The sequence below is a fragment of the Arcicella sp. BE140 genome (assembly GCF_031456255.1).
Lineage (GTDB): Bacteria > Bacteroidota > Bacteroidia > Cytophagales > Spirosomataceae > Arcicella > Arcicella aquatica.
This window is the reverse complement of sequence record NZ_JAVDUE010000001.1, coordinates 228,383-254,003: the sequence shown is the minus strand read 5'-3', so window position 1 is coordinate 254,003 and position 25,621 is coordinate 228,383. Positions and strand designations below refer to the sequence as shown.

At 35.4% G+C, this 25,621-nt stretch carries 23 protein-coding genes; 11 read left to right on the top strand and 12 right to left on the bottom strand.

Features of this window, described 5'->3' with window-relative positions; translation table 11 throughout:
- Positions 1 to 122: 122 nt before the first annotated feature.
- Positions 123 to 431 carry a YtxH domain-containing protein gene (locus tag J2Y60_RS01075; RefSeq protein WP_309912604.1) on the bottom strand — a complete coding sequence of 103 codons (309 nt, stop codon included), beginning with the start codon at positions 429 to 431 and terminating at the stop codon, positions 123 to 125.
- 327 nt (positions 432 to 758) lie between these two features.
- On the opposite strand from J2Y60_RS01075, the gene J2Y60_RS01070 reads away from it, so the two are divergent.
- Positions 759 to 1,103: a response regulator gene (locus tag J2Y60_RS01070; protein WP_309912606.1), complete on the top strand. Its 345-nt coding sequence runs from the start codon at positions 759 to 761 to the stop codon at positions 1,101 to 1,103.
- A gap of 112 nt (positions 1,104 to 1,215) precedes the next feature.
- Here J2Y60_RS01070 and J2Y60_RS01065 read toward each other — a convergent pair whose 3' ends face one another.
- The 5 genes from J2Y60_RS01065 to J2Y60_RS01045 all read right to left on the bottom strand — a co-directional run bounded on the left by J2Y60_RS01065 (position 1,216) and on the right by J2Y60_RS01045 (position 8,156).
- Positions 1,216 to 2,325: a M15 family metallopeptidase gene (locus J2Y60_RS01065; protein ID WP_309912608.1), complete on the bottom strand. Its 1,110-nt coding sequence runs from the start codon at positions 2,323 to 2,325 to the stop codon at positions 1,216 to 1,218.
- 58 nt (positions 2,326 to 2,383) lie between these two features.
- Positions 2,384 to 3,247: an EamA family transporter gene (locus tag J2Y60_RS01060; protein WP_309912610.1), complete on the bottom strand. Its 864-nt coding sequence runs from the start codon at positions 3,245 to 3,247 to the stop codon at positions 2,384 to 2,386.
- A 131-nt stretch (positions 3,248 to 3,378) separates the two neighbouring features.
- On the bottom strand, positions 3,379 to 5,727 hold the full coding sequence (locus J2Y60_RS01055; RefSeq protein WP_309912613.1) for a ChbG/HpnK family deacetylase: 2,349 nt from the start codon (positions 5,725 to 5,727) through the stop codon (positions 3,379 to 3,381).
- 259 nt (positions 5,728 to 5,986) lie between these two features.
- Positions 5,987 to 6,565 (bottom strand): peptide deformylase, encoded by a 579-nt coding sequence (def, locus tag J2Y60_RS01050; protein ID WP_309912615.1) that lies wholly within the window; start codon positions 6,563 to 6,565, stop codon positions 5,987 to 5,989.
- A 91-nt stretch (positions 6,566 to 6,656) separates the two neighbouring features.
- Positions 6,657 to 8,156, bottom strand: coding sequence for a deoxyribodipyrimidine photo-lyase (locus J2Y60_RS01045; protein ID WP_309912617.1), 1,500 nt, complete (start codon positions 8,154 to 8,156; stop codon positions 6,657 to 6,659).
- A gap of 276 nt (positions 8,157 to 8,432) precedes the next feature.
- Between J2Y60_RS01045 and J2Y60_RS01040 the strand changes: the two genes are divergently transcribed.
- The 4 genes from J2Y60_RS01040 (at position 8,433) to J2Y60_RS01025 (ending at position 13,602) form a co-directional block, all read left to right on the top strand.
- A complete protein-coding gene (locus tag J2Y60_RS01040; RefSeq protein WP_309912619.1) occupies positions 8,433 to 11,945 on the top strand; it encodes an NB-ARC domain-containing protein in 3,513 nt (1,170 codons plus the stop codon).
- Positions 11,946 to 12,044: 99 nt separating this feature from the next.
- Complete coding sequence (locus tag J2Y60_RS01035) at positions 12,045 to 12,188, top strand: hypothetical protein (protein WP_309912621.1); 144 nt, start codon at positions 12,045 to 12,047, stop codon at positions 12,186 to 12,188.
- A 32-nt stretch (positions 12,189 to 12,220) separates the two neighbouring features.
- Positions 12,221 to 12,895, top strand: coding sequence for a TatD family hydrolase (locus tag J2Y60_RS01030; protein ID WP_309912622.1), 675 nt, complete (start codon positions 12,221 to 12,223; stop codon positions 12,893 to 12,895).
- Positions 12,896 to 12,987: 92 nt separating this feature from the next.
- Positions 12,988 to 13,602 carry an inorganic pyrophosphatase gene (locus J2Y60_RS01025; protein WP_309913108.1) on the top strand — a complete coding sequence of 205 codons (615 nt, stop codon included), beginning with the start codon at positions 12,988 to 12,990 and terminating at the stop codon, positions 13,600 to 13,602.
- A 114-nt stretch (positions 13,603 to 13,716) separates the two neighbouring features.
- On the opposite strand, the gene rimO is transcribed toward J2Y60_RS01025, so the two are convergent.
- On the bottom strand, positions 13,717 to 15,027 hold the full coding sequence (gene rimO, locus J2Y60_RS01020) for a 30S ribosomal protein S12 methylthiotransferase RimO (RefSeq protein ID WP_309912623.1): 1,311 nt from the start codon (positions 15,025 to 15,027) through the stop codon (positions 13,717 to 13,719).
- Between the two features lie 437 nt (positions 15,028 to 15,464).
- Here rimO and J2Y60_RS01015 point away from each other — a divergent pair, with 437 nt between their 5' ends.
- Positions 15,465 to 15,653, top strand: a complete 189-nt coding sequence (locus J2Y60_RS01015; RefSeq protein WP_309994517.1) for a hypothetical protein — start codon at positions 15,465 to 15,467, stop codon at positions 15,651 to 15,653.
- A gap of 188 nt (positions 15,654 to 15,841) precedes the next feature.
- On the opposite strand, the gene J2Y60_RS01010 is transcribed toward J2Y60_RS01015, so the two are convergent.
- The 5 genes from J2Y60_RS01010 to murB all read right to left on the bottom strand — a co-directional run bounded on the left by J2Y60_RS01010 (position 15,842) and on the right by murB (position 20,814).
- Positions 15,842 to 16,648: a hypothetical protein gene (locus J2Y60_RS01010; RefSeq protein ID WP_309912626.1), complete on the bottom strand. Its 807-nt coding sequence runs from the start codon at positions 16,646 to 16,648 to the stop codon at positions 15,842 to 15,844.
- Between the two features lie 170 nt (positions 16,649 to 16,818).
- The gene (locus J2Y60_RS01005) at positions 16,819 to 17,298 is read right to left on the bottom strand and encodes an SRPBCC family protein (protein ID WP_309912628.1); all 480 of its coding nucleotides are present in this window, start codon (positions 17,296 to 17,298) and stop codon (positions 16,819 to 16,821) included.
- A 28-nt stretch (positions 17,299 to 17,326) separates the two neighbouring features.
- Positions 17,327 to 18,733 carry a DNA/RNA non-specific endonuclease gene (locus J2Y60_RS01000; protein ID WP_309912629.1) on the bottom strand — a complete coding sequence of 469 codons (1,407 nt, stop codon included), beginning with the start codon at positions 18,731 to 18,733 and terminating at the stop codon, positions 17,327 to 17,329.
- A gap of 240 nt (positions 18,734 to 18,973) precedes the next feature.
- Complete coding sequence (kdsA, locus tag J2Y60_RS00995) at positions 18,974 to 19,783, bottom strand: 3-deoxy-8-phosphooctulonate synthase (RefSeq protein WP_309912630.1); 810 nt, start codon at positions 19,781 to 19,783, stop codon at positions 18,974 to 18,976.
- A 14-nt stretch (positions 19,784 to 19,797) separates the two neighbouring features.
- Positions 19,798 to 20,814 (bottom strand): UDP-N-acetylmuramate dehydrogenase, encoded by a 1,017-nt coding sequence (murB, locus tag J2Y60_RS00990; protein WP_309912632.1) that lies wholly within the window; start codon positions 20,812 to 20,814, stop codon positions 19,798 to 19,800.
- A 159-nt stretch (positions 20,815 to 20,973) separates the two neighbouring features.
- Here murB and J2Y60_RS00985 point away from each other — a divergent pair, with 159 nt between their 5' ends.
- From J2Y60_RS00985 to J2Y60_RS00965, 5 genes are all read left to right on the top strand, one after another.
- Entirely contained in the window at positions 20,974 to 21,552 is a 579-nt protein-coding gene (locus J2Y60_RS00985; RefSeq protein WP_309912634.1) for an SPOR domain-containing protein, read from the top strand.
- A gap of 248 nt (positions 21,553 to 21,800) precedes the next feature.
- Positions 21,801 to 22,736 (top strand): polysaccharide deacetylase, encoded by a 936-nt coding sequence (locus tag J2Y60_RS00980; RefSeq protein ID WP_309912636.1) that lies wholly within the window; start codon positions 21,801 to 21,803, stop codon positions 22,734 to 22,736.
- Positions 22,737 to 22,828: 92 nt separating this feature from the next.
- Complete coding sequence (locus tag J2Y60_RS00975) at positions 22,829 to 23,974, top strand: Gfo/Idh/MocA family oxidoreductase (RefSeq protein ID WP_309912638.1); 1,146 nt, start codon at positions 22,829 to 22,831, stop codon at positions 23,972 to 23,974.
- 151 nt (positions 23,975 to 24,125) lie between these two features.
- Positions 24,126 to 24,488 (top strand): four helix bundle protein, encoded by a 363-nt coding sequence (locus tag J2Y60_RS00970; RefSeq protein WP_309912640.1) that lies wholly within the window; start codon positions 24,126 to 24,128, stop codon positions 24,486 to 24,488.
- Between the two features lie 30 nt (positions 24,489 to 24,518).
- The gene (locus J2Y60_RS00965; protein ID WP_309912641.1) at positions 24,519 to 25,571 is read left to right on the top strand and encodes a sugar phosphate isomerase/epimerase; all 1,053 of its coding nucleotides are present in this window, start codon (positions 24,519 to 24,521) and stop codon (positions 25,569 to 25,571) included.
- Positions 25,572 to 25,621: the final 50 nt, after the last annotated feature.

Here is a 25,621-nt window from a genome sequence, read left to right as displayed (position 1 = left end):
GAGTAAAACTTGATTAGAGATAATAATTGACAAGTAATGCCAAGGCATTACAACACCACCTAAATAAGTTCGAGCTGACCAAAGGAATTACCAAAGGTATTTTTTGGTCAGCTCATTCCCTACTAAGCTCCTGCTACATCTCTTTGTGCCGACTTAACAGTGTTAACAGTATTATCTGCTATTTGCTCAAATTCGTCTTTGGCTTTGTTCTTCCAACTTTTAGCTCTGCTTTCAGCATCTTCAACTAGCGCTTTCGCTTGATTACCCCTTGCCTGAACCATACTTAATAATTCATCTGCCCAATTGTTAGCATTTTTCTTTACAATCTTTCTTAAATCAGAACCTTTTTCAGGAGCGAATACTAACCCAATTGCTGCACCAACCGCTGCGGCTGCCGCAATTCCAACAATAATTTTTGCGTTGTTTGACATGATAAAAATTGTTTTAGTGTGAATCTTTAATATCTTCGTCTAATAGCTTGAATAAAACCTATCAAAACGTTATTCCTATTTCTCATCTTAAAATTTTCATACCTTAAACAAATACTTATTTTTTTGGATAGTTTTGAGGTACACAATCCTCAAATTGTGGAATTTATCTTTTGGCTTTAACAATCTTTATATTACACTGGCATGATTTTTTATTAGTGTTCTTCATATATGTAAAACTTAAAAAGTTCAACATAAATCTTATGCTGTTTCCTATAACCATTAGTGTTTAAAAGGCTGACAAGACTAAAATTTGGACTGCCAAATGCCATGAAAAATGTAGCTTTAATTATCGATGATGAAAAAGACACCTGCCTTTTATTAAAACATTTTCTTAAAAGAAAAGGTATTTCCTCATTTTATGCTCTGACGCTCCAAGAAGGAATTGGAAAAGCTTTGGAGGTAAAACCTAACTGGTTGTTTTTAGACAACAATTTGCCAGATGGGTATGGAATTGACCGTGTAAAAGAGATAAAATCTATTTCACCCGAGTCTAAAATAATAATGATTAGTGCGATGGGGAATTTATATGAAATTGCTACCAGTGTTGGTGCAGATTTATTTATAGAAAAGCCTCTGGACTTCACTAAAATCGAGAAATCACTTACTTTGTAAAACAGATAATTCGCTATAATTGGCACAGGATATTTCTTTATTGCCAATTATACTCTACTACTAATTTAATCTCTAAACCTTTATTTCCACAAATAATTTAATCTCTAAACCTTTATTTCCACAAACCCAAAGGATAAGCAATTTTACTTTTGGCTGTAATTAAACTTACAGTTTGTGAAGATAAATCTCCTATTAACAATAAGTCATTTTCAGGCTGATATCCGTCAGAAGTTGCCAATTGTAACTGTATTTTATCAATCAAAATATTTGGCAATTCACTTTGGCTATCCATACACTGGCATGGTTTATCTTGCTTTATTTTATTAAGTTCCTGCAAAAGTTCCTTGGTATCTCCTGCTTTTTGCTCTTTGCCCCAGCCTATCATTTTGTTCATCCAAGTGTTGTATATTGGTCTGAAAGGCTCAAATTCAAAGACTAAATCAGGATATTTCCTTAGTAATTCTGCTCCGTTTTTATACAACTGTATATGCCCAGAATCGATAAAACCAACAAAATTGCCACCCCATGTAAGACCAAATGCTTCTGTTAGGCTATCTAAAGGGCGATAAAAAACTAAGTTATTAGACATTCTTCCTCGGCGATTATAAATCGCAAAATCTGCCGCTAAACCGAAATTATGCATTGAAACTGGTGTAGCCGTTTTGTTCTTTCCTAAATAATGTAGTTGACGGCTCGTAGAACGTAAATCTGAAACTACTTTGATAGAGCGATATTTCCGTTTCATGATAGACAATACAGAATCCCTTTTCCCAAGAAAAGTTTTACGCTCATCTCCTAGCATATTTTCCCATCGATTGTATAAATAACTCGGCTGTTTTACTAATGCCCACAGATAGGCTTGTTCTTGCCAAGTAATATTTAAGTCGGGAAAACCAGTGATATTTATAATTTCCGAATCTTCAGCATCATCCCCAGCCTGTAATGCTGTTGCCTGAATATTGCCCAAAGTATCCACAAAAGCGACATAAATATTCCTCGCTTTTAGATTTTGTTTCAGCAAAGTATCTGCTAGATAGAATGGCTGTGTAAGGGTGTATACCTTCAACTCATTTACATATTGTGTTGTATCACAAGTTAAATCCTGCCAAGAATCATCTTTAAATAAATTTGATGTGTTATCAATCAAATTACAAGCAAATAAGGAAACCGAGGCGATAAGTATTTTTAGAAAATTTCTTAAGAGTAAGGCAGATATGATCATAAAGTATTAAGGAATATTTATACCAAAATACAAGAAAATAGCCAATCAGGCAATTAATTCAAGCATTTAGTTTATCTCGCTGGGCTAAATACAAACCAGCTATCACTAACGACGTCCCGATATAGGTATAAGGTGTGATAGGTTCATCCAAAATCAATGATGCATAAATAAACCCAAAAATAGGATTGAGGAAAAGCCAAAGTGAGGCTTTTATGGGGTCTATTTTGAGGAGATATAACCACAATTGTACTGCACCGATGGATACTGGAATGGCCAACCAAAGCACAGACATTGTAAATTTAAAGTCATATACATTCTGCGACCAGTCAGTAAAGAAATAAGTAATGGGTAATAAGAAAAACCCTCCTATTAATACCTGCCACGCATTAATGGTAGATAATGACAGATGCCATGTTTGGGCAGAATAATAAACCGTCCCTACTGAATAGGCTATCATACTGGCTGAAAGAATGAGTAATCCCTCAACATCGGCAAAACTCTGTTGCAAAAGTGGGTAAGTAGCGATAGCTACCCCTGAAATACCCAATATTAAACCAAAAACCTCTGTCCTTTTTACGGAACGACCAAGCCAAAAAGCAGATAAAACACTAATAATGAGTGGATTTGTTGCCACAGCCAAACTTCCGATGCCTGCTGACACATGTTTGAGTGCTACAACAAAACATCCTAAATATACCGTGACATTCAAAAAACCATAAATGGCGATTTTTTTCCACTCTTGCGTATTTGGTAGGGGATTTTTCTTGACAATGTGGCTATAACCTAACATTAAAATGCCTGCCAAGAAAAATCTACAACTACCGATGACAAAAGGTTGGGCCGACAAAAGCCCAATTTTGGTGGCTGCTGATGCTGATGCCCAAAGCATTGCAAAAAGCAACCCTATAATAATATTTTTCATTCAATACGATTCTTATACTTCAATAAGCAATACTAGGCTAAATCAGTTTCAAAGTTGAGCCTTTTTAGCGTAAAAGTGTGCCTAATTGATGCTAAAATCATATATATACGGGAATTAATGTTGATTATTATTTACTTTTTCCCTTCAATTACGTCTTTATAACTTACCAACTGTATTCCTTTATTTAGAATAGCTGTCTTTACTTTTTCACTCGTAAAAATAGTCGTCACATCTTGGCGCCCCTTGGCTACATCCTCATAACCGATATGGTATATAGCACGAAGTTCGTCATTATCAAGCCCAGGATGTTCCACAAACACGTAGGTTTTGCCGTCTTCTAGTTTATCCAGCATGGCAATAAAGGCCTCAATCCTATCCTCAGTACTTTTATTATTAAAGTCAAAACCAGTATAAGCCACATTAATATCCTTCATCGAATCTACGTCTACCATAGTCAGCTTATACTCTTTTGCTACACGTCTTGCCATATTTTTCACTTCCTGTGTAAAGGCCGTACTGCCCATGTGACCAGAAACATGACTCAACCGAGGAATATATTTCAACGCCATCTCAATTTGAGCTCTTAATTCTTTTTCAATGTCTTCAAGCTTCCAATCATTATCCAATACCGCTTGTTTAGGGTAATTATTGTTGTGGAAAAGCATTGGGTAAAAATATCCATCCTCATTTCGTAGGCTTTTTGCCTCAGTGAGGGGTCTCCATTTTACATTATCCCATTCGCTAGTAATGGCAAAATGTAGCCCTACATCTACAGTTTTATTTTCAGCCAGTAGTTTCACCGCTTCTGGAAACCACGGCGACGCCACAATCACTTCAATGGATGTTTCGATACCTTCTCTATAAGATTTTATCAATGCTTCGTTGCCTGAATGTGAATAACCCATATCATCCCCTCTGACGATTAGCTTAGGTGCATTCGCTTTATTACTAAATAAAATGCCTTTAGCGATGCTTCGTTTTCGATTGAGGTTAAATATGCTTTGGAAATCAACCGATACACTTTCGCCATCAAAACTACAAACGATGGTTTCTGTATGCGGACTTTCGATATAGCGTAATGTTAATACCAAGGTGTTTTCATCTTTCCATGTATAGCTTCCTGCTACTTTGAAGGCTGGTAGTCCTACCCTATTCGCTTTTGCTCCTGCTACTAAATACGGTCCGAATTTGGTAGTTTCAGAAAACTCCCATTTCCCCGCACCAAAAGGAATTTGATGAGTAGCTGAATCGGTTTTGAAGGCTACTTTACAAACACCATCGCTGAAATTAAATTGTATATTTTCAAAACTTCTATCGCCCGTAATCATCCCAAATGTTTTGCCCGAAACCTTCGCTTCTATGCCAGAACTATTACTTTTATTAGGAATGGCTAATGCCAAAGAAGCCGTTTTTTCTTTCAACTTAGCTAACATCGTAGGATTAGCAGGTAATTTTTTGGCTTTGAAAGCAGGTAAAAGGTATTTCCAGAGTAAATTAAATTCGCCTTGCATATCAGGTGCTTCGGCTGTAACAATAATTACGGCATCTTGCTCTGGCAAAACGATGATAAATTGCCCATTGGCACCATCACCTCTAAAACCATTGTTTCTACAACGCCACATTTGATAACAGTAGCCCTGTAGCCAATCGCTAGAATCCTTTTTTGCTTGTGTGGCATTAGGGTCTTGCATAATTTTCATGGTCGAGGCCTCCTCAACCCATGATGCTGGCAACACTTGTTTCCCTTTCCACACTCCTTTTTGTAGAAATAATTGACCAAATTTGGCCATATCCTCCGTTTTGAGGCGCAATCCCCAACCACCTGTATTGATGCCTTTAGGGTCTACTTCCCAGTCTATCCCACTAATGCCCAAAGGTTCAAAAAGTCTTGGTTTTAGGTAATCAATCACTTTCTGACCTGTTACTTTCTGTACAATAGCTGATAGCATATACGTAGCCGTTGAATTATACAAAAATTTAGACCCTGGTTTGTTGACAATAGGCGTACGTAGAAAAGCTTTTACCCAGTTTTCATTTTTGCCAGCAATTTCGCCTGTTGGGTCGGTTGCATGCCCGACGCTCATAGTCAGTAAATCTTTTATTTTTAGCTCAGCTAGATATGGACTAATCTGTGTTGGTAAATCTTCTGGGAAAAAAGAGATTACTTTATCATCCACACTCAATTTTTTTTCTGTTACAGCAAAACCTATAGCAGTAGCTGTAAAGCTTTTGCTGACCGAATACATCGTATGTTTTAAATCATTGGCATAAGGATTCCACCAAGATTCGGCCACTACTTTGCCATGACGAAGCATCATAAAACTATGAAATTCGTGTTTGCTTTTTGAAGCGGCATCCAGAAAATTAATAATGGCTTCAGAAGAAACGCCTTCTGCTTCGGGCGTACTTCTTGGAAGAGCAACTGGCTTTTGAGCCAATATTTGAAAACTGACGAAGAGGAGAATAAATATTTTTCTCATTACAGAATGATTAAGGATGAAAAGCTGATTGTTTTTAACAAATTAACAAAAACTAATCAATAAATAATCCTGTTCTGTATTAGCAAAGCCCATTTTTTGAAATGATACAGGCAACTATTATAAATAACAAAGGTCTCATGATTTTATTCTCATGAGACCTTTATTAATTTAAGTAATCTATGTAAAATAAATACTGAACCTGAACCCAAGTAATGACAACTGACCATACATCACTCACAATTCACAACTCTTAACTCATTTACTTAGGAAACTTCATCTTATAATCTACTTTAATATTGCCCTTGGTAATATTAGCAAGTTTGTTTTTCAACATTCTCTTTTTTACAGGACTTAAATGGTCTGTGAAAAGAATACCATCGATATGGTCGTATTCGTGTTGAATAATACGAGCCGCTAAGCCTTCAAATTCTTCAATATGTTCTTTAAAATCAACATCTAGGTATTTAATCTTAACAAATTCTGGACGATATACGTCTTCTCTGATATTTGGAATAGACAAACATCCTTCTTCAAAAGCCCATTCATCACCATCTTCTTCTAATATTTCGGCATTGATAAATACTTTTTTGAAATCCACTAACGATGGGTCTTTATCTCTTTCGTCTAAATCTTCTCCTTCATTAAAAGGGCGACCATCTACAACAAACATTCTGATGGCTAGACCAATCTGCGGAGCAGCCAAGCCTACACCAGAAGCATTGTACATGGTTTCAAACATATCTTCTGATAACTTCTTTACATCAATCGAGCCTTTTTCTATATCAACGGCAACTTTTCTAAGCACGGAATCACCGTAAGCAACTATAGGATAAATCATTTTCTGAGTTTTCTGAATGCGACTAAATACGTCGTTTTGTTATGTATGTGATTTGCATTTCCAAATCTTCCTACAAAGTTACGGAAAAGGTTTATTTTTTCTTTCTTCGCTGCAAAGCTTCCTTGGTGGGAATAGTGTGTTTTTCTATTATTTGTTTCTTTTCCCCTGCCACACTCTCTGTTTTACGATGTCCCCAGATGCGTTCTTTGGCAATTTTGGTATTTTCTTCAAAGTTGATGATAGGAAACGGATAGTCTTCCCCCAAATGAAACCCATGAAAATCTTGTTCAAGATTCGTCATCTTCCATGGTTCATGGATGTATTCAACAGGGCATTTTTTTAATTCGGGAAGCCATTGCTTGATAAAAATACCTTCGGGGTCATGTTCTTGCGATTGTTTGATAGGGTTATACATTCGCACAGTATTAATACCCGTAACACCTGCCTGCATTTGAAATTGTGGATAATGTATGCCCGGTTCAAAATCTAAAAACAATCTTGCTAAATGTAATGCACCTTCTTTCCAATGATGAAATAATTGGTGTGTAAGCACCGAAACCAACATGGCTCGCATCCTAAAATTAATATAACCCGTTTCATGCAAACATCGCATACAAGCATCTACCAGTGGGAACCCCGTTCTGCCTTCTGCCCATGCCTTATAGTGTTCCTGATTTTCTGAAATAGATAAAGTATCATAGCCACGGTTCAGGTTTTCGAACTCCATACGGTCTTCCATCTCAAATTTTTGAATAAAATGACAGTGCCAGCGTAATCTCGACCCAAAATTATCTAATTGCCATTTCAAAGCTGGATTAACTTTAGATGTTTGTAAACCAGCCTGATATACTTGTCTGATAGAAATACAACCCCAAGCAATATAGGGCGAAAGCCGACTACAACCTTTGCGTGAAGCCAAAGGTTTAGAAAGCGATTTAGCATAGTTTTTAGCCCTGTCGCTCAGAAAAGAATTAAGATAACGGTGTGCAAAGCTTTCTCCACCCGGTTGTTGGGTTTTATTGAAGGCATAACCCTTAAAAAGTATTTCTGGTGAAGAAATTTCTTGTAATTGGGTACTGTTCAACGCTTCATTTTCTGAATACCAATGTGTAAAATCTGGCTTTTCAAGGGATTTACTCATATATTTGTGCCAGTCTTTTACCCAATTTTCTCTATTCTTTTTCCCTCGTATTACTCCATTGCTCTGATATTCCAACCATTGAATATTATTATTCTTACAGAAAGCACTCACGGCTTTATCACGGTCGTAAGTAACTTTTAGTCCTGTTTCTTCATGAGAAAAAATCTTGTTGATAGGGATGTTTTGCTGTAAATTTTCCAAAAAAGGGATTACCTCTGAGTAGATAATTTTGATAGAAATCTGTGGATTAATACCTTCCAATTGTTGATTTAAATCTTGTAGAGCCTCCCAAACAAATTGCCAATGTCTTGGTGAATAATGAGGGTCTTGTATTACGGTAGGTTCAAAGCAGTAGACCATCAGTAACGGTTTTTTATCCGCCAGCGCGGCCGACAACGCGGCATTATCTCGTAAACGAAGATCCCGTTTGAACCAAAGTATATTAATCACGATATTGGTTTTGAAGAAAGATTGAATACTGACTAAATCATAAAAGGTAGATTTTTGTTTAGTTTTATTGATACAATACTTTTTTTAGTTCAGTAAATACCTTATTTTCAAAACATTATTTAATCTACCTAGATCAATGAAAAGAAACTACTCTATATTTCTTGCTTCTTCGAATGAACTGCTTCATGAGCGTAAAGAATTTGAGATTGCCATCCGCAGACTTATGAAACACTACGAAAAAAAAACGTAGCAATCAACCTAGAAGTTTGGGAAGATATGGACGACGCCGTTAATACTACTTGCAAACAGGAAGATTATAACGAATACCTACGAAAATGCCAGATTTTTGTGATGTTATTTTGGACTAAAGTAGGCAAATACACGCGTGAGGAATTTGACCTTGCTTACCAATTGTTTCTGAAAACGGGTTCTCCTAAAATGTATTTGTATGAAAAAACCGAAGCAAAAGAGGACATCAAAGACTGGGAAAAACAAAGTAAAGATAATTTCATTGCTTTTTTGAAGAGAGAGGGGAAACAGCAATTTCAATCAACCTTTGAACATCCTGATACTTTTATCCGCAAATTTGAGAAGAATCTTGAAGGTTTATTTGATGACCTAACTAATAGTCTTTTTACTTATGGTAGTATTGCCAAACTGATTAGCACGAATGGTGCAAGAGAACCTTTGGGTTTTTTGGGTAGAGAAAATGAACTCAGCATCATCCGAGAAAAACTTGGTGAAAGCGGAAAACTAATGCTGATTAATGCCGAAGGGGGTATTGGTAAAACTACTTTAGCCGCAAAATATTGGCATGAAAACCTCTTCAACTACGAATACAATGCATGGCTCTATTGCGAAAATGGAATTATTGTTGCCCTAAAAGAATTAGCTCCCAACCTTGGTATTGATTTGGCAAATATGGATGAAGCTCAGCAACTAAAATCCTTAAAGGAAGGCTTGTCTAAGTTACATGATAATTTTCTATTGGTGTTGGATAATGCTAATGATGCCAAAGAGATAAGACGATTTAAACAAGAGTTTGAAGGCTTTCATTGGCACGTACTATTTACTAGCCGTTGTAATGATGTATTGGATAAAAGTCAAGAATTAGCCATTACTCATCTTCCTCCAGAACTTGCAAAAGAGCTTTTTAAACGCCATTACCAAGAAAATACGGCGGATTTTGAACAACTGCTTGATAGCGTATTAATAGCCCTTAATTATCATACATTATTAATTGAAATTTTTGCTAAAAATCTTAAAAAGGCTTCTAAAATTGGTTTAGATTTAGAGACCTTCTTAAATAAATTAGAAGATGAAGGGTTGTTTTTGGGTGAAGATAGTTTTCAAATACAAACGGAATATACGGGAGCTATTAAAAAGAATGCTGCCAATACTGACGAAATTTTAGAAATATTATATGATTTCACTAAACTCTCTGAAAACGAACGCTATGACTTGGTAAATATCGCTTTATTACCTGCCGAAAGTTATACGGATGTCTTTTTAAGAGATTTGATGGCAGACAATGACAAACTAACCCAAAAAAATTATTTGAATACGCTGGAGAGTTTATTTCAAAAAGGGTGGCTATCAGGTACTATCAATGAAAATTATCGTATTAGCCCCGTGATACAGGAATTGACCCTTAAAAAAAATCTATATACGCTAGGTGAGGATGCCCAAGGATTATTAAACAAACTTAATACTATCTTAGAAACAGATGGTTTTAATTTGATAAATATTAACCTTTCAGATGCTATACCTTATATAAAACCAGTGGAACATTTAAGTAAATGTCTAATCCAATATCTAAGTTGGGATATTGCTTATTATAATTTTTGCGCTGGTGTTTATTATGAAAACACAGGAGATTTAGATTCTGCAAAAAAATGCTATCAAAATTATTATAACATATTCCAAAAATATTTAGCGCTTGAACCTGAAAATCTTGAATACAAAAATGAACTAGCCATTTCTTATGGAAAATTGGGAGAAATTTACAAAGCTACAGGACATTGGAAAAATGCGCTCTTTAATTTTAAAGAAAGAAATCGTATAGGAAAAGAAATCTACGAAAGCAGTCCAGAAAATCTTGAATACAAAAATGGACTGGCTATTTCTTATTCAAAATTGGGAGAAATTTACGAAGCTACAGGACATTGGGAAAAGGCATTGATTAATTTTAAAGCACAGAATGAGCTTGCGAAAGACATTCATGAAAGCAGTTCAGAAAACCTTCGATACAAAAATGGACTGGCTATTTCTTATGGAAAATTGGGAGAAATTTACGAAGCTACAGGACATTGGGAAAATGCTCTCTATAATTTTAAAGAAAGAAATCGTATAGGAAAAGAAATTTATGAAAGTAGTCCAGAAAATCTTGAATACAAAAATGGACTGGCTATTTCTCATTCAAAATTGGGAGAAATTTATCAAGTCATAGGAGATTGGAAAAATGCACTCCTTAATTTTAAAGAAGATTTTAGATTAACTAAAGAAATTTACGAAAGCAGTTCAGAAAATCTTGAATACAAAAACAATCTAGTTATTTCTTATTCAAAATTGGGAGAAATTTATCAAGCAATAGGAGATTGGAAAAACACGCTCTTAAATTTCAAAGCACAGAATGAACTTGCCAAAGATATTCATAAAAATAGTCCTAAAAACCTTTCATACACAAATACGCTGGCTATTTCTTATTCAAAATTGGGAGAAATTTATCAAGCAATAGGAGATTGGAAAAACGCGATGATTAACATAAAAGAAACAATTCTGTTATTTCAAAAAATTCATAAAAGCAACCCAGAGAATCTTTCATATAAAAATGGACTGGCTATTTCTTATTCAAAATTGGGAGAAATTTATAAAGCAATAGGAGATTGGGAAAAGGCATTGATTAATTTTAAAGTACAGAACGAGCTTGCGAAAGACATTCATGAAAGCAGTCCTGAAAACCTTGAATACAAAAATGGTTTAGCTATTTCTTATGGAAAATTGGGGGGAGTTTATAATGCCATAGGAGATTGGAAAAATGCATTGACTAATTTTAAAGAAACCACTCTGTTATTCCAAGAAATCTATGAAAGCAGTCCAGAAAACCTAGAATACAAAAATGGACTGGCTATTTCTTATGGAGAATTAGGGGGAATTTGTGAAGTCACAGGAGATTGGAGAAATGCACTGATTAATTTTAAAGCACAGAATAAATTGTCCAAAGAAATTTACGAAAGCAGTCCAGAAAACCTTAAATACAAAAATGGGCTAGCTATTTCTTATGGGAAACTTGGAGGTATTTACGATGCTGCAGGAGATTGGAGAAATGCACTGACTAATTTTAAAGAAACAACCCAATTATTCCAAGAAATTTATGAAAGAAGTCCAGAAAATCTTGAATATAAAAATGGTTGGGCTATTTCTTATTCAAAATTGGGAGGAGTTTATAAAGCCCTAGAGGATTGGGAAAATGCTCTAATTAATTTTAAAGCACAAAATAAATTGGCCAGAGAAATCTACGAAAATAGTCCAGAAAACCTAGAATACAAAAATGGGTTGGCTATCTCATATTCAAAATTGGAAGGAATTTATAAAGTAACAGGAGATTGGGAAAAGGCACTCATTAATTTTAAAGAAGAGTTTAGATTAACTAAAGAAATCTATGAAAGCAGTCCAGAAAACCTTGAATACAAAAATGGACTCGCTATCTCTTTTATAAAATTAGCTACTATACTAGAGTCTGAAAAACGATACAAAGAAGTTATCAACACTTTAATAGAGGCTCAGTAACATTTTCTGGAAATTTATCAAGTTACACAAGGGAGTATTATCTTATTTACTTATAATTATGCTTGGGCTTGCTGGAAAATTTCTAATATTTATCAAATAATGCCCAATAAAGAAGCCTTTAATGAGCTAACAATCAAACAAATTCAAAAAGAAGGCTACGAGGTACTAAAACCTTTGGCTGATGCAGGTTTTTTACAAGAAAATCAGAAAACACTTTTTCAATTATTAAATGAGGGTTTGTGATTAATTACCAATTAATATCTTAAATTTTTCCTATGCCAACCTTTATTAACATCCATACTCATCATCCTTCCGTAGAGCCAAAGACTATGAGTGTCATCAACGCTCAAACAGCTTCTGGCTGGATGGATTTATCAGTTGGGAATTTTTCAGTAGGTTTACATCCGTGGTACATAAAACAGGAAAATATAGATAAGGATTTTGAGGAATTAGCACAATTAGCAAAGCATCCTAATGTATTAGCCATAGGCGAATGTGGGCTAGATAGGTTAATTGATTTGGATATGAATATTCAAGAGGAGGTATTTATTCGACAAATACACTTGGCTGAAACTTTACAGAAACCTGTGATTATCCATTGTGTCAAGGCATTTTCAGAATTAATCGCTTTGAAAAAAAGGCTGAACCCCAAAGTTCCACTCATTGTTCATGGGTTTAATAATAATCCCCAGATTTGTGGTCAACTGGTTCAGCATCAATTTTATATTTCATTGGGAAGTGCCTTATTGAATTCTCAATCGAACGCTAGTAAAAACATTTCATCTATTCCAATTCAGCAGTTATTTTTAGAAACAGACGACAAAATTTGTTTTATTTCGACTATATTTGCCCATGCTTCAACCTATTTAACGCAACCTGTTGAAGTTTTACAAGAACAAATATTACAAAATTTCAAAAAAGTAGTAAGTGCCGATTCGAGCGTGGTATGAAAAAAAAAACAAGAGTTAAAAAGCCGGTTGAGAAAGTGATTAAAACAGGTATTCCTCACACACCACCATCCATCCACTACCAACCCATTAGTATGCAAAGAAACTTTTATAAAGCCCATCCGTGGCATGGTATCCAGATTGGAGACGGCATGCCGAAAGTAGTGACTGCTTTCATCGAAATCGTATCGACTGATACTGTAAAGTATGAAATCGACAAAGAGACTGGTTATTTGAAAATCGACCGTCCTCAAAAATTCTCTAACATCGTTCCTGCCTTGTATGGCTTTCTTCCTCAGACTTATTGTGGAGAAAACACGGCTCAGTTTGCTCGTGAACAATCAGGAAAAGTGATTGAATCTGGTGATGGTGACCCATTAGATATTTTGGTGCTTTCTGAACGTACCATTACGCATGGAGATATCATCTGTCAGGCTATTCCAATCGGTGGAATCAGAATGATTGACAAAGGAGAAGCTGATGATAAAATTATTGCGGTATTGAAAGGCGATTCATTATATGGAAGCTGGACAGACATTTCTCAGTGTCCAAAACCAATTATTGATCGTTTGGTTCACTATTTCTTGACGTATAAAAATATTCCTGGCGAAGAAAAAGTAGCCGTAGACATTGATGAGGTTTATGGTGCAGAAATTGCTCATCAAATTATCATTAAATCAAGAGAAGACTACCGTAATTTGGTAGGATAATACTTGATTTGAGGATTTGAAAATTTGAAAATTGTAAATGCGAGGAAAGCCGATAACAATCAAACATCCTTACTTTATAATATTTTCAAATTTTCAAATCTCTAAATTTTCAAATTATAAAACCACTTCTCCGTACAAATCAAATTCTTCGGCACGATTTACTTTTACGTTCGCAAAATCGCCTAAACGTACATATTGACTAGCAGGAACTAATACTTCATTATCTACCTCTGGCGAATCAAATTGTGTTCTTCCGATAAAGTATCCTCCTTCTTTTCTATCAAATAATACTTTATAAGTATTCCCGATTCTGTTCTGGTTCAATTCCATCGAAATATCTTGTTGCAAAGCCATTATCTCATCAGCACGTTCTTGTTTCACTTCGGCAGGTACATCATCTTCAAAAGAATGTGAGTGTGTGTCGTCTTCATGCGAATAGGTAAATACACCGAGACGGTCGAAACGCATTTTCTCTACAAACTGATATGTTTCTTCAAAATCAGCTTCTGTTTCACCCGGATGACCCGAAATCAACGTTGTTCTTAAAGCAATTTCAGGTACTTTATCACGAATAGCATTGATTAAATCTTCAGTTTTTTCACGGGTAATTCCTCTACGCATTCGCTTCAATACTTCTGTTGAGCCACTTTGCAAAGGCATATCCAAGTATTTACAAATATTTGGGTATTTCGCCATTGTATCTAACACATCCATCGGAAACCCTGCTGGGTAAGCATATTGTAAACGAATCCAATCAAGCCCTTCTATGTCAGCGAATCGTTCTAATAATTCAGAAAGGTTTCGCTTTTTGTAAACGTCTAATCCGTAGTAGGTTAAATCTTGGGCAATCAAAATTAATTCTTTCGTACCACGTTTCACCAATGATTTAGCTTCAATGACTAAGTCTTCGATAGAACGAGAAACGTGTCCTCCACGCATCAAAGGAATAGCACAGAAAGAACATGGGCGGTCGCAACCTTCAGCAATTTTTAAGTAAGCATAGTGTGTTGGTGTAGTCAACAAACGCTCGCCAATTAATTCATGTTTATAGTCTGCTTTTAAGGTTTTTAGTAAACGAGGTAATTCGTTTGTACCAAAAAAAGCATCAACTGCTGGAATCTCAGCTTCTAATTCGTCTTTATAACGATGTGACAAACAACCAGTTACATATAATTTGTCAATAATACCTGATTCTTTGGCATCAACATATCTTAAAATAGTATCAATAGATTCTTGTTTGGCATTATCAATAAATCCACAAGTATTTACAATCACAACGTTGGCATCGTCTTTTTTAGACTCATGCGTAACATTCATGCCATTGCCTTTTAATTGCGTATAAATTACTTCTGAATCCACTAGATTTTTACTACAACCCAGTGTTACTATATTTACTTTATTCTTACGTAATGTTTTAGTTTTCATTTCAACGAACCCAAATTCAGTGGGAAATTATGTGTGCTTTGGCACGGATTGTCTGTTAATAGCAAGGCTTTTATCTAAATAAGCGTCAGCCCTTTATTCAAAAGATGATACAAGATATATTTTTAGCCTTTTTCTGAATTAGCCTGCAATTTACAACAAAATTTATCAGCATTAAGCTTTAAAGAGAGAGGTTCTAGCTTTTCTTTTGGTTTAGGAGCAATAAGAAGAGTATTTAAGCTTTATATTTGGGACAATGAATCCTTCTCTTTCGAAATCATCGTTCATTATTCTCCTTTATTTACAGTGAATATTCTAACTTTGTAGTTCGAAAAATTAAGCTAACTCGTTTCAGAATTGTTGATTTTAGCTATTCTAAATCAATAATTATTCAAATTTTCAAATTAACCTTCATGGATTTTAATTTCAAACAATATCATATGCGTTCAATTAATGCCGCTTCGGCAGAGGAACGTGCAGCTATCAACCAAGAATTAAAAGATTTTTACGCTTCTTTGAACGAAGAAGACAAAAAGACATTTAATACGCAATTACAAACATTTATTGCAAGAGAAATGGGGCGATTGAAAACTGACTATGAGGCAATTAAGCAAGGAACGCAGAACTAGCTATGAGCTATGAGCTATGAGCTATGAGCTATGAGCTATGAGCGTTTAGACTCATGGGTAAATTTCATTTTAATATCTAGCTATTTTAATAAAAAGCTAAAAATGAGCTGTGAGAGTTTCGCTTTGGGTTTTATTATAACCTATAGCTCTTTAAAAAAAGCTCAAAGCTCACTGCTGATAGCTTAAAGCTAGAAATCATAACTAACCGAAACACCAGAAACATTAGCCTTTGAAGCAGGTGCTGCAAAACCTCTTAAAGAATCTGACGAACCAAAGTTAATTCTTTCATAACGAAGCTTAATCGTCAGCTTTTTAATTTTTGCACCAATTTCTACGGATGGTGATAGTTGTCTTTTTAAGTCTAGTTCCGCATTGGGCAAGTTAAGATTCTTTTCATCTAATTTCAATTTCGAGATAAGCGGATAGCTACCAGAAATCCTTAAAGTAAGTTTCACTTTAGACTTAGTAGCATAATTTAACTTAGCACCGAAAGATGGAGAGAGAAATTTGTATTTTTCTTCAACCAGCAAAGGACTAGCCTCTGTACCATAATCAGTTGAACGGCCCCAGATTTTAGCTTCAAGTCCTAAAAAAGGCTCAATAGAAACATTAGAACTATCCCTTAATTTAAAAGGAACTCCAACGTCTACGTTGATAAAACCTCCACTGTAGGCTGTTTTAGGGGAAGAAGCAATAAAGCTACTACTGCCAAGTTTATCAAAAACAGAAGCAAAAGCAAGTGGTGGTGATGTACTGATAATACTCTGGCCTATTGTTTTAAAAATAGTTGTCCCAAAGCTAACGTTTAATTTTTTACTAGGTTTAAGCTTTAATTCTATTCCTACTTCGCCGATTGTATTTTTTTCTAACCAATTTACATTCCTGATTGCACCAGTTGGTGTAATCGTGATAAACTTCAGGCTATCAACAGATTGGGCAGTAACACCCAAAGATGAACCGCATATTATGAAGGTTAAAAGTATAAATCGTTTCATATAACAATGGCAATAATGAGATATAATTTTCTCAATTAAATACAAACGCAAAATTAATTCTTAAATTGTTAAATCCACGACAATTTAAAATACTTTTCCCCTGATTTTTTCTTAAAAAAACTTAAAATATTTTCTTTACTTGAAGAAATTTATAGGGCATCTTTGAAAGATTATTTTCTATTCAACACTAATTTCCACAAATCTGATTCAGCATATTCCTTAATGATTTTATTTCTATCTGCTAATAATTTAGTGAGGTACTTTGTTAATATTACTTTGTTGAAAATTTCACCCAATATCCCATAGGGGGATTCAAAGATGAAAACATCCGTCATAATTACGTTTTCATCTTTTACCTCAAAAGAATGATTGTGAACAAATGATTTAAAAATACCTTTAAGCTGTTCGTCTCTAAAATGATTTGGATAACTAAATGCCGTTATAATTGATGTCAATTGTTGTTTGATACCAAAATGTTTTGCCTCCCAAGTGACAGTCTCTCCTAAATTGATAAGACCTGTCGTTGTCCCATCAATTGCATTTTCATTCGTATGAGCAGTAGAAATTTTGTGTAAATCTATGCTCCTAGCTAAATCAAAACAGATTTCAATATCTGATTGTATGATGGTTTCCAGTGTGATTTTTGGCATTTTATTTCAGTTATCTAGCTAACAATCTTTACTTATCAACTCCCGCTTCAATAACTGCTTGGACGCTCGTTGGTACATTAGACAGAAAATCATAGCCCGTCAAACGTTCTAATTCATCTACCGATGTCCTATATTTTTTCCAGTCGTCTGCTCCTATTGCATTCTGATTGGGCATATTTACAGCAATTACCCTAGTTTTAGTATTGATACGAGCCACATCTTTATCCCCAACAGGTAAAACCACAATTATTTTCCAGATAGATGCTGGCACCAAGATGTTATTATTTTTACCAATTGCTTTGGCACTTCCATTGCTACCAGTACCGCCTTCACCTAAAGTTCCTGCTAAAATGTACAACTCATTTCCTTGGTCAATCAAAGTCCGAGTGTATTCTTCTAGATGTTTCCAGATTCCACGGTTATTCTCAGGTGCTTGTGGAACCATGTTCGTCATGAAAAAAGTCTCTTGGTTTTCCTCTGGACTTCCATCACGGTCATCCGAAGGGCATAAATGTCCTCTATCAAATCCTGCATCCGAATAGTCTCTTGGAGTAACTTGATACCAACCTGCTGGTAAAGTATTATCTGGTCGGAAATTATTTTGGCGAGCAGCATCGCCTTTCCAAGCTTTGCTTAAATGCCAAGAAACCCAATTAGCAATGTTTTTACTTTTATTATACGAAAGTGTGTAGGCATTTTTTGTTAATAAATAATTATTAGGGGTTGACGTATTAGCCACTGCTTTTGAAGGATTCCCCAAGGCTAAATTATCATCACGAGTAGGCACCAAGGACACAGTTACCTCCACTTCTTTTGGTGCTGTAGTGGTAGTAACAGGAGGTGCTACAGTGGTTGGTTTCGCATTATTTGAGTAAGTAACAATGCTAATATCATCAATATTTAATCGATTCGCCGTGCCATCTGTTTTTCTGATTTCAATCCTACTTGGCTTGGTAAAATTTACTTCAAAAGATACCGACTTTAGCTTTTTATCCTTCGTTTTTATGGCTTTCCCCATTTTCATCCAAGTTTTACCCGCATTGGTCGAAACCCAAAGCTCAAAACTTGCCTCCTCATCTGTGCCATAAACACCATACTTCAATTTCACTAGTTGAATGCCTGTTGGAATATCGAAGTTCATCGTCAATTTGGCATTCTCTTTCATTCTAACAGACTTCTCTCCGTTTTTCAAGTCGTTTTCAGCACTACCAATCATGGCATTGTCCAAATTCCATTCACCAGTAGCAGTACTTATTACATCAGCTTCATAACGACCTTTTGAAGCCGTTTCAAACTTCTCTGGAAAGTCCTTCGCCGTTTTGGTGGTTGGCTCTTGTAGATGGCTATCAAAAGCATAAGATGTTGGTGTTGTGTAGGCTGTACACAAAGAAAGAACAATACCAATAGAAGTTAGTAAAAAGGATTTTCTGAACATTGTTTTTGAAGAATAAGCGTTGAAAAACAAAATAACTTGAATGAATTGAATATACCTAATCTAAAAAGAGCAAGAGTAATCCATACTCGTTGCTCTTCTTATGATTCGACTTACATACCTTAGATAAAAATAATCAAACAATCCCTAATTTAATAATTAAGTGGTCAATGTAAAATAAACATTGTTATAATGTTAATATAAATCACAACATATCAACACTTTAACACACTAGCTCATCACTTAAATTACTGCTTGACGTACTCTAACCAATTTTTCTAACAATTCTTCTAATTTATCCAAAGGCAACATATTTGCCCCATCAGATTTTGCAATAGCAGGATTCGGGTGTGTTTCAATAAAAATACCATCTGCTCCTACAGCAATAGCTGCTTTTGCAATGGTTTCAATCATTTTTGGCTGTCCACCCGTTACGCCAGTTGTTTGATTAGGTCTTTGTAATGAATGCGTACAATCCATCACTACAGGTACACCATGGGCTTGCATTTCTGGGATATTGCGGTAGTCTACCACTAAATCGCCATAGCCAAAAGAATTACCACGGTCTGTTAAAAATACCTGTGCAGAAGGGTTTTCATGCAGGATTTTTTCAACGGCAAATTTCATAGAAATACCCGCCATAAATTGTCCTTTTTTGATATTTACAGCTTTGCCTGTACGGGCAGCAGCAGCTAATAAATCTGTCTGACGACATAAAAAAGCTGGTATTTGCAAAACATCTACATACTTCGCAGCCATTTCAGCCTCTTGCGACTCATGAATATCAGTCACCGTTGGTAAGCCGTAATGATTACCAATTTCTTGTAAAATCTCTAAGGCTGCAATATCACCAATGCCTGTAAAAGAATCTAATTTGGTACGATTTGCCTTGCGATACGACCCTTTAAAAATATAGGGAATACCAAATTGGTCTGTCAATCCTTTAATTTTTTCTGCAATTTCATACGCTAAATCACGGCTTTCAATGGCACAACTTCCTGCCATCAAGAAAAAATTATTGGTTTCGGTATGTTTTAATTTTGGGATATTCATGTTTTGAGATATTGTTATATATAATTTACTTCTGGACTCAATTTGATACCAAATTTATCCACAATTGATTGCTGAACTTTTTCGGCAAGGGCTTTAATATCATTTCCATTGCCCCCACCATAGTTTACTAAAACCAAAGCCTGACGAGCATGAACGCCAATTTGTCCATCTCTAAAGCCTTTCCAACCTGCCTGTTCTATCAACCAACCTGCTGGTACTTTCACGGTGGTTTCGTTAATTGGATAACTTGGTAATGTCGGAAAATCTATCAATAGTTTTTGATATTGCGTTAGCGGAATCTCTGGGTTTTTAAAGAAACTTCCAGAATTACCAATTTCGGCAGGGTCGGGCAGTTTACTTTTACGAATAGCAATTACGGCATCGCTAATAGCTTTGATAGACAGTTCCGTAACATTCATTTCGGCTAAAGTCTTCTGAATATCACCATAGGCTACTTTAAAATTTGGCACTTTGTTTAACTTGAAAGTAACAGCCGTAATGACGTATTTACCTTTTAAAGTATGCTTAAAAACACTTTCGCGGTAACCAAACTGGCACTCGGTTAAGGTAAAAGTTTCTATTTCGAGTGTCTCTAAATTAAGCGCCTGCAATTCTTCAAAAACATCTTTTATTTCTACCCCATAAGCACCGATATTTTGCATAGGAGCCGCTCCTACCGTGCCTGGAATCAAAGAAAGATTTTCAATGTCTGCATAATTATTTTCAACACAATACATCACAAATTGATGCCAAATCTCACCAGCCCCAGCTTTGATATGAATGTGGTTTTCATCTTCAAAAACTTTTTCTATACCCTTCAAGGCAATTTTTACTACTAATCCTTCGTAATCTTTAGTCAATAAAAGGTTGCTACCTCCGCCTAAGAATAATTTATCAAGTTTCTTGAAATCAGGATTTTGAAGTATTTTTTTTAAATCCTCTACTGTACTTACTTCAACGAAATATTGTGCAGAAGCTTCCAGACCAAAAGTATTGAAGGGTTTTAAAGAAATATTTTGTTGAATATTCATGGGTATTTATAAATCAAAAATCAGGATTAACTCAGTACAATACAGCAAACAAAGTTACAATGAGTAAAGGGTATTTCAAGTTTTTGTCAAAAATTGTATCTTTGATGAATTCTTCTTTTCTAATACCACCAAAAGTCTATTTGAAAAACTCAATTTTATATGCAACGTTTCCTTTCAATTTGTTTATACATATTTTTAGTCATTCTAAGTGCTTGTTCTTCAAAGGTAGTTTCTAGCAAAGGGTCGTCCTCTGGTAGTGCTAATTCAAAAACATCTCATAAAAAATTAGACAAAATTTATGAGGAGGATTTGTCGCAATATTTACCCAAGTATAAAAAACTAAACGAAGCTGGCGATACATTAAGCGATGATAAAAATAAGTCAAAAAAGGGTTATTTAACAGAAGAACCCATGCACATCAACAAGAAACTGGATGCTATTTTAGATACTATCTCGGTTAGAAACAAAGGCGTACGCTATGCTAATGGTTTCCGTATTCAAATTTATGTGGGTAACGATAGAAAAGCGGCTGATGATGCCAAAATTTATACTTACCAAACTTACCCAGAGATATTCCCTTACCTTAGTTATCAACAACCCATTTATAAAGTAAAAATTGGCGACTTCCTTAATAGAATGGACGCTGAAAGATACTTTGTAAACATCAAAGAAAGCTATCCTTCAGCCATGATTTTGCCTGACAGAGTAGAAATTAAAAGAGGAATATTGGTGAAATAAAGTAATTGTTAGCATTTTGGTTTAAGTACTCTAAGCTAGCTTTATTGAGCAAGAAAAATCATTTTATCGTTTTGATACATTAATATACCCTGCTAATTCTAAAAAATATTAGCAGGGTATTATTTATTCTGTAAATTTGAAAATTATTCATAAAACTGAACAGACAAAGCAACATAATTTTATTTAAAGTCTTTTCTATTTTTGTGTGAACGCAATCTGAAATTGAAGAAATTCTATCTCTATTTAAGATGAAATATTGCTTATTTTTTTTGCTTACAGTTGTGTGCTTTACCAAATCATTGGCTCAGCTTACTGATTATCAAGTGTTTTTTGGGAAATATTCAGAAGGTTTGGTTGTTCGGAAATGGGTGCAAAATGGTAATCTGATGTATCTGGGCATTAACCCTAATACATTAAAAACTAGTATTATTAAAAATGTAGCCGTTCAACCTCTCCAATGGGATGAAGTACTGCAAGGCTATCAAAAAAGCAAATATATTCAAGCGTGGAATTTTGAAAAGGCAAAAGATTATAGACTGCAAGATGCTGGCATCGAAAAAAGTGATTCAACCCTCAATGGGTTTAGTTTAACTGTAGATTTATGCCCTTCAACCAAACCCCTTGCAAGAAGTTTTTTCACAAGTGTTATCAAAGGTTTTGAAGTTTCTGAACGCCCTGTGCCTATTACGATTACCGTAACTGGATTATGGATGAAAAGTCATCAGGATGATTTAAAATGGTTGATAAGTCAGGAAACTGCTGGGAATTTAGAGATTACTTGGGTTAACCATAGCTTCAATCATCATTATGACCCAAAATTACCTTTAATCGATAATTTCTTACTTGAAAAAGGGACAGTGATTGCCAACGAAGTATTTTTAAATGAACAAGCTATGTTGATGAACGGTCTTGTTCCCTCAATATATTTTAGATTTCCGGGCTTGGTTTCCAGTAAGCCTATCTTTGATCAGATTCTTTCTTATGGACTATTACCTCTCGGCAGTGACGCATGGCTAGCTAAAGGTCAGTTAATAAAGCAAGGAAGTTTAGTATTAGTGCATGCAAATGGTAATGAGCCTCTGGGTTTATCTCTTTTTCTATCACTTCTAAAAAAAAATGAAGGCAATATCAAAAATAAAAAGTGGCAACTTTGGGATGTTTCCAATTTAATTTCTAAAGAATAAAAGTATTTTTTGTGGATATATTCACGAGAAACGCACATATAAATAAAACAATCAAAATAAATTTATTATCCCCAAATCCAAATATTTAACTCATGTCAAAAATTAAAGTTGGTGTAGTCGGTACCGGTTTTATTGGACCCGCGCACATCGAAGCTCTTAGAAGACTTCCTAATGTGGAAGTAACTGCTCTTTGTGAAGTAAATATCGAATTAGCTACTGCCAAGGCTACACAATTAGGCATCGAACGTCCTTGTACATTTGAACAACTTTTAGCAATGGAAGACATTGTTTGTGTTCACATCTGTACGCCAAACTTCTTACATTATTCGCAATCGAAAGCTGCTTTATTGGCAGGAAAACACGTTGTTTGCGAAAAGCCATTAGCCAAAGATTTACACGAAGCGGAAGAATTGGTAGCATTAGCTGCTGAAACTGGCTTGGTAAATGCGGTTCACTTTAACTTGCGTTATTATCCTTTGGTTCGCCAAATGAAAACGATGCGTGAAAAAGGTGATTTAGGTGAAGTATATTCAGTAATCGGCTCTTATTTACAAGACTGGTTATTTTACGAAACAGATTATAACTGGCGTTTAGAACCAGATAAATCTGGAGATTCGCGTGCTATTGCCGATATTGGTTCGCACTTAATGGATATTATCGAGTATATCACAGGATTAAAAACAGTTGAAGTAATGGCTGATTTTAACACTATCCACAAAACTCGTAAGAAGCCATTGAAACCAGTAGAAACGTATTCAGGCAAAATGCTTCAACCAGAAGACTATGCTGATGTACCTATCACTACTGAAGACCATGCCAACGTATTATTGCGTTTTGACAACGGAAATCGTGGTTCAGTAACGGTATCACAAGTTTCAGCGGGACGCAAAAACCAATTGAAACTAGAAATTTCTGGTGGCAAGAAAACATTTGCTTTCAACTCAGAAGCACCAAACGAACTTTGGATTGGTAACCGTGATGGCTACAACCAATCATTAATGCGTGACCCTTCTTTAGCTTATCCAGAAGCAAGTGCTTTGATGACTTTCCCTGGTGGACACAATGAGGGTTTCCCTGATACTTCTAAGCAATTATTCAAGGAAGTATATGCTGCCATTGCGGAAGGCAAACAACCAGAAAAACCAAACTATCCTACTTTTGCCGATGGTTACAGAGAACTATTAATCTGCGAAAGAATCCTTGATAGCCACAGAAGCCAAAGCTGGGTGAAGGTATAGCGTTTAGTGATGTTATAAAGTTGTGAGTTAGTGAATGGTGAATAAAAATTCATTACGACGCTAATTCACAACTATAAAATTTATTGTTACTACACAATCAGACAATAGATAAGTGCAAAATAGTTTTACAAATAGAGAATTTGCAGAAACAATGTTCCAAAGAATAAAAAGCTTTGGACTTAGGTGTATTCCTGTTTGTGATGAATTATTTTTAAGGTCGTTGTCTGCCAAAAATATTGCACGACAATTAGCTCGCTCTTCTGCTTCATCTGTTGCTAATTATCGTGCTGTAAGAAGAGCAAGAAGTAACAGAGAGTTTTTTGCCAAATTAAGTATTGTCATTGAAGAACTGGATGAAAGTATTTTTTGGATAGAATATTCAATTGATGCTAATTTCTTTCAAGAAGTAAAATTGAAAAGTTTAATGGAAGAAGGAAATGAAATATTAAAAATTCTATCAAAATCTAGAAAAACAACAGGAGAACTATTGAGAAAAAAGAGTTCAGACTCATAACTCACTCATTCACAACTCACAATTAATTCCATGAAAACAATCAAAGGACCAGCTATATTTTTAGCTCAATTTTTAGATAATACAGAACCTTTTAATACCCTTGATTCTATCACTTCTTGGGTAGCTGATTTGGGATACAAAGGGGTACAAATTCCTACGTGGGATGCTCGTGCTATCGACCTTCAATTAGCAGCAGAGTCAAAAACGTATTGCGATGAACTAAAAGGAAAATTGGCTGATAAGGGTATCCAAATCACTGAACTTTCAACGCACTTACAAGGACAGTTAGTAGCAGTAAACCCTGCTTATGATGTAATGTTCGATGGGTTCGCTCCAGATTCAGTAAAAGGCAATCCGAAAGCTCGTACAGAATGGGCAGTTCAGCAATTGAAGTGGGCTGCAAAAGCGTCTCAAAACCTAGGTTTGAATGCGCATGCCACTTTCTCTGGTGCATTGATGTGGCATACGGTATATCCTTGGCCACAACGCCCTGCTGGTTTGGTTGATCAAGGCTTTACAGAATTAGGAAACCGTTGGTTACCAATTTTGAATGCTTTCGACGAAGCAGGTGTTGACCTTTGCTACGAAATCCACCCTGGTGAAGATTTACATGATGGCGTTACGTTCGAAATGTTCTTAGAAAAAGTAGGCAATCACAAACGTGCTAACTTGCTTTACGACCCATCTCACTTTGTATTACAATGTTTAGATTATTTACAATACATTGATTTCTATCACGAAAGAATCAAGATGTTCCATGTAAAAGATGCTGAGTTTAATCCAACAGGAAAACAAGGTGTTTATGGTGGCTATCAGTCATGGGTAAATCGTGCTGGTCGTTTCCGTTCTTTAGGCGATGGTCAGGTTGATTTTGGTTCTATTTTCTCTAAATTAACACAATACGGTTATGATGGCTGGGCAGTGTTAGAATGGGAATGTGCTATTAAAGACCCTGTTCAAGGTGCTACTGAAGGTGCTCCATTTATTGATTCACACATTATTCAGGCAACATCTAAAGTATTTGATGATTTTGCTGGTGGTGGTGCTGATGTGGAATTGAATAAGAAAATTTTGGGAATTTAATTCCTCTTTTCTATTAGCGGGCGACTTAAGTCGCCCGCTAATAGAAATTT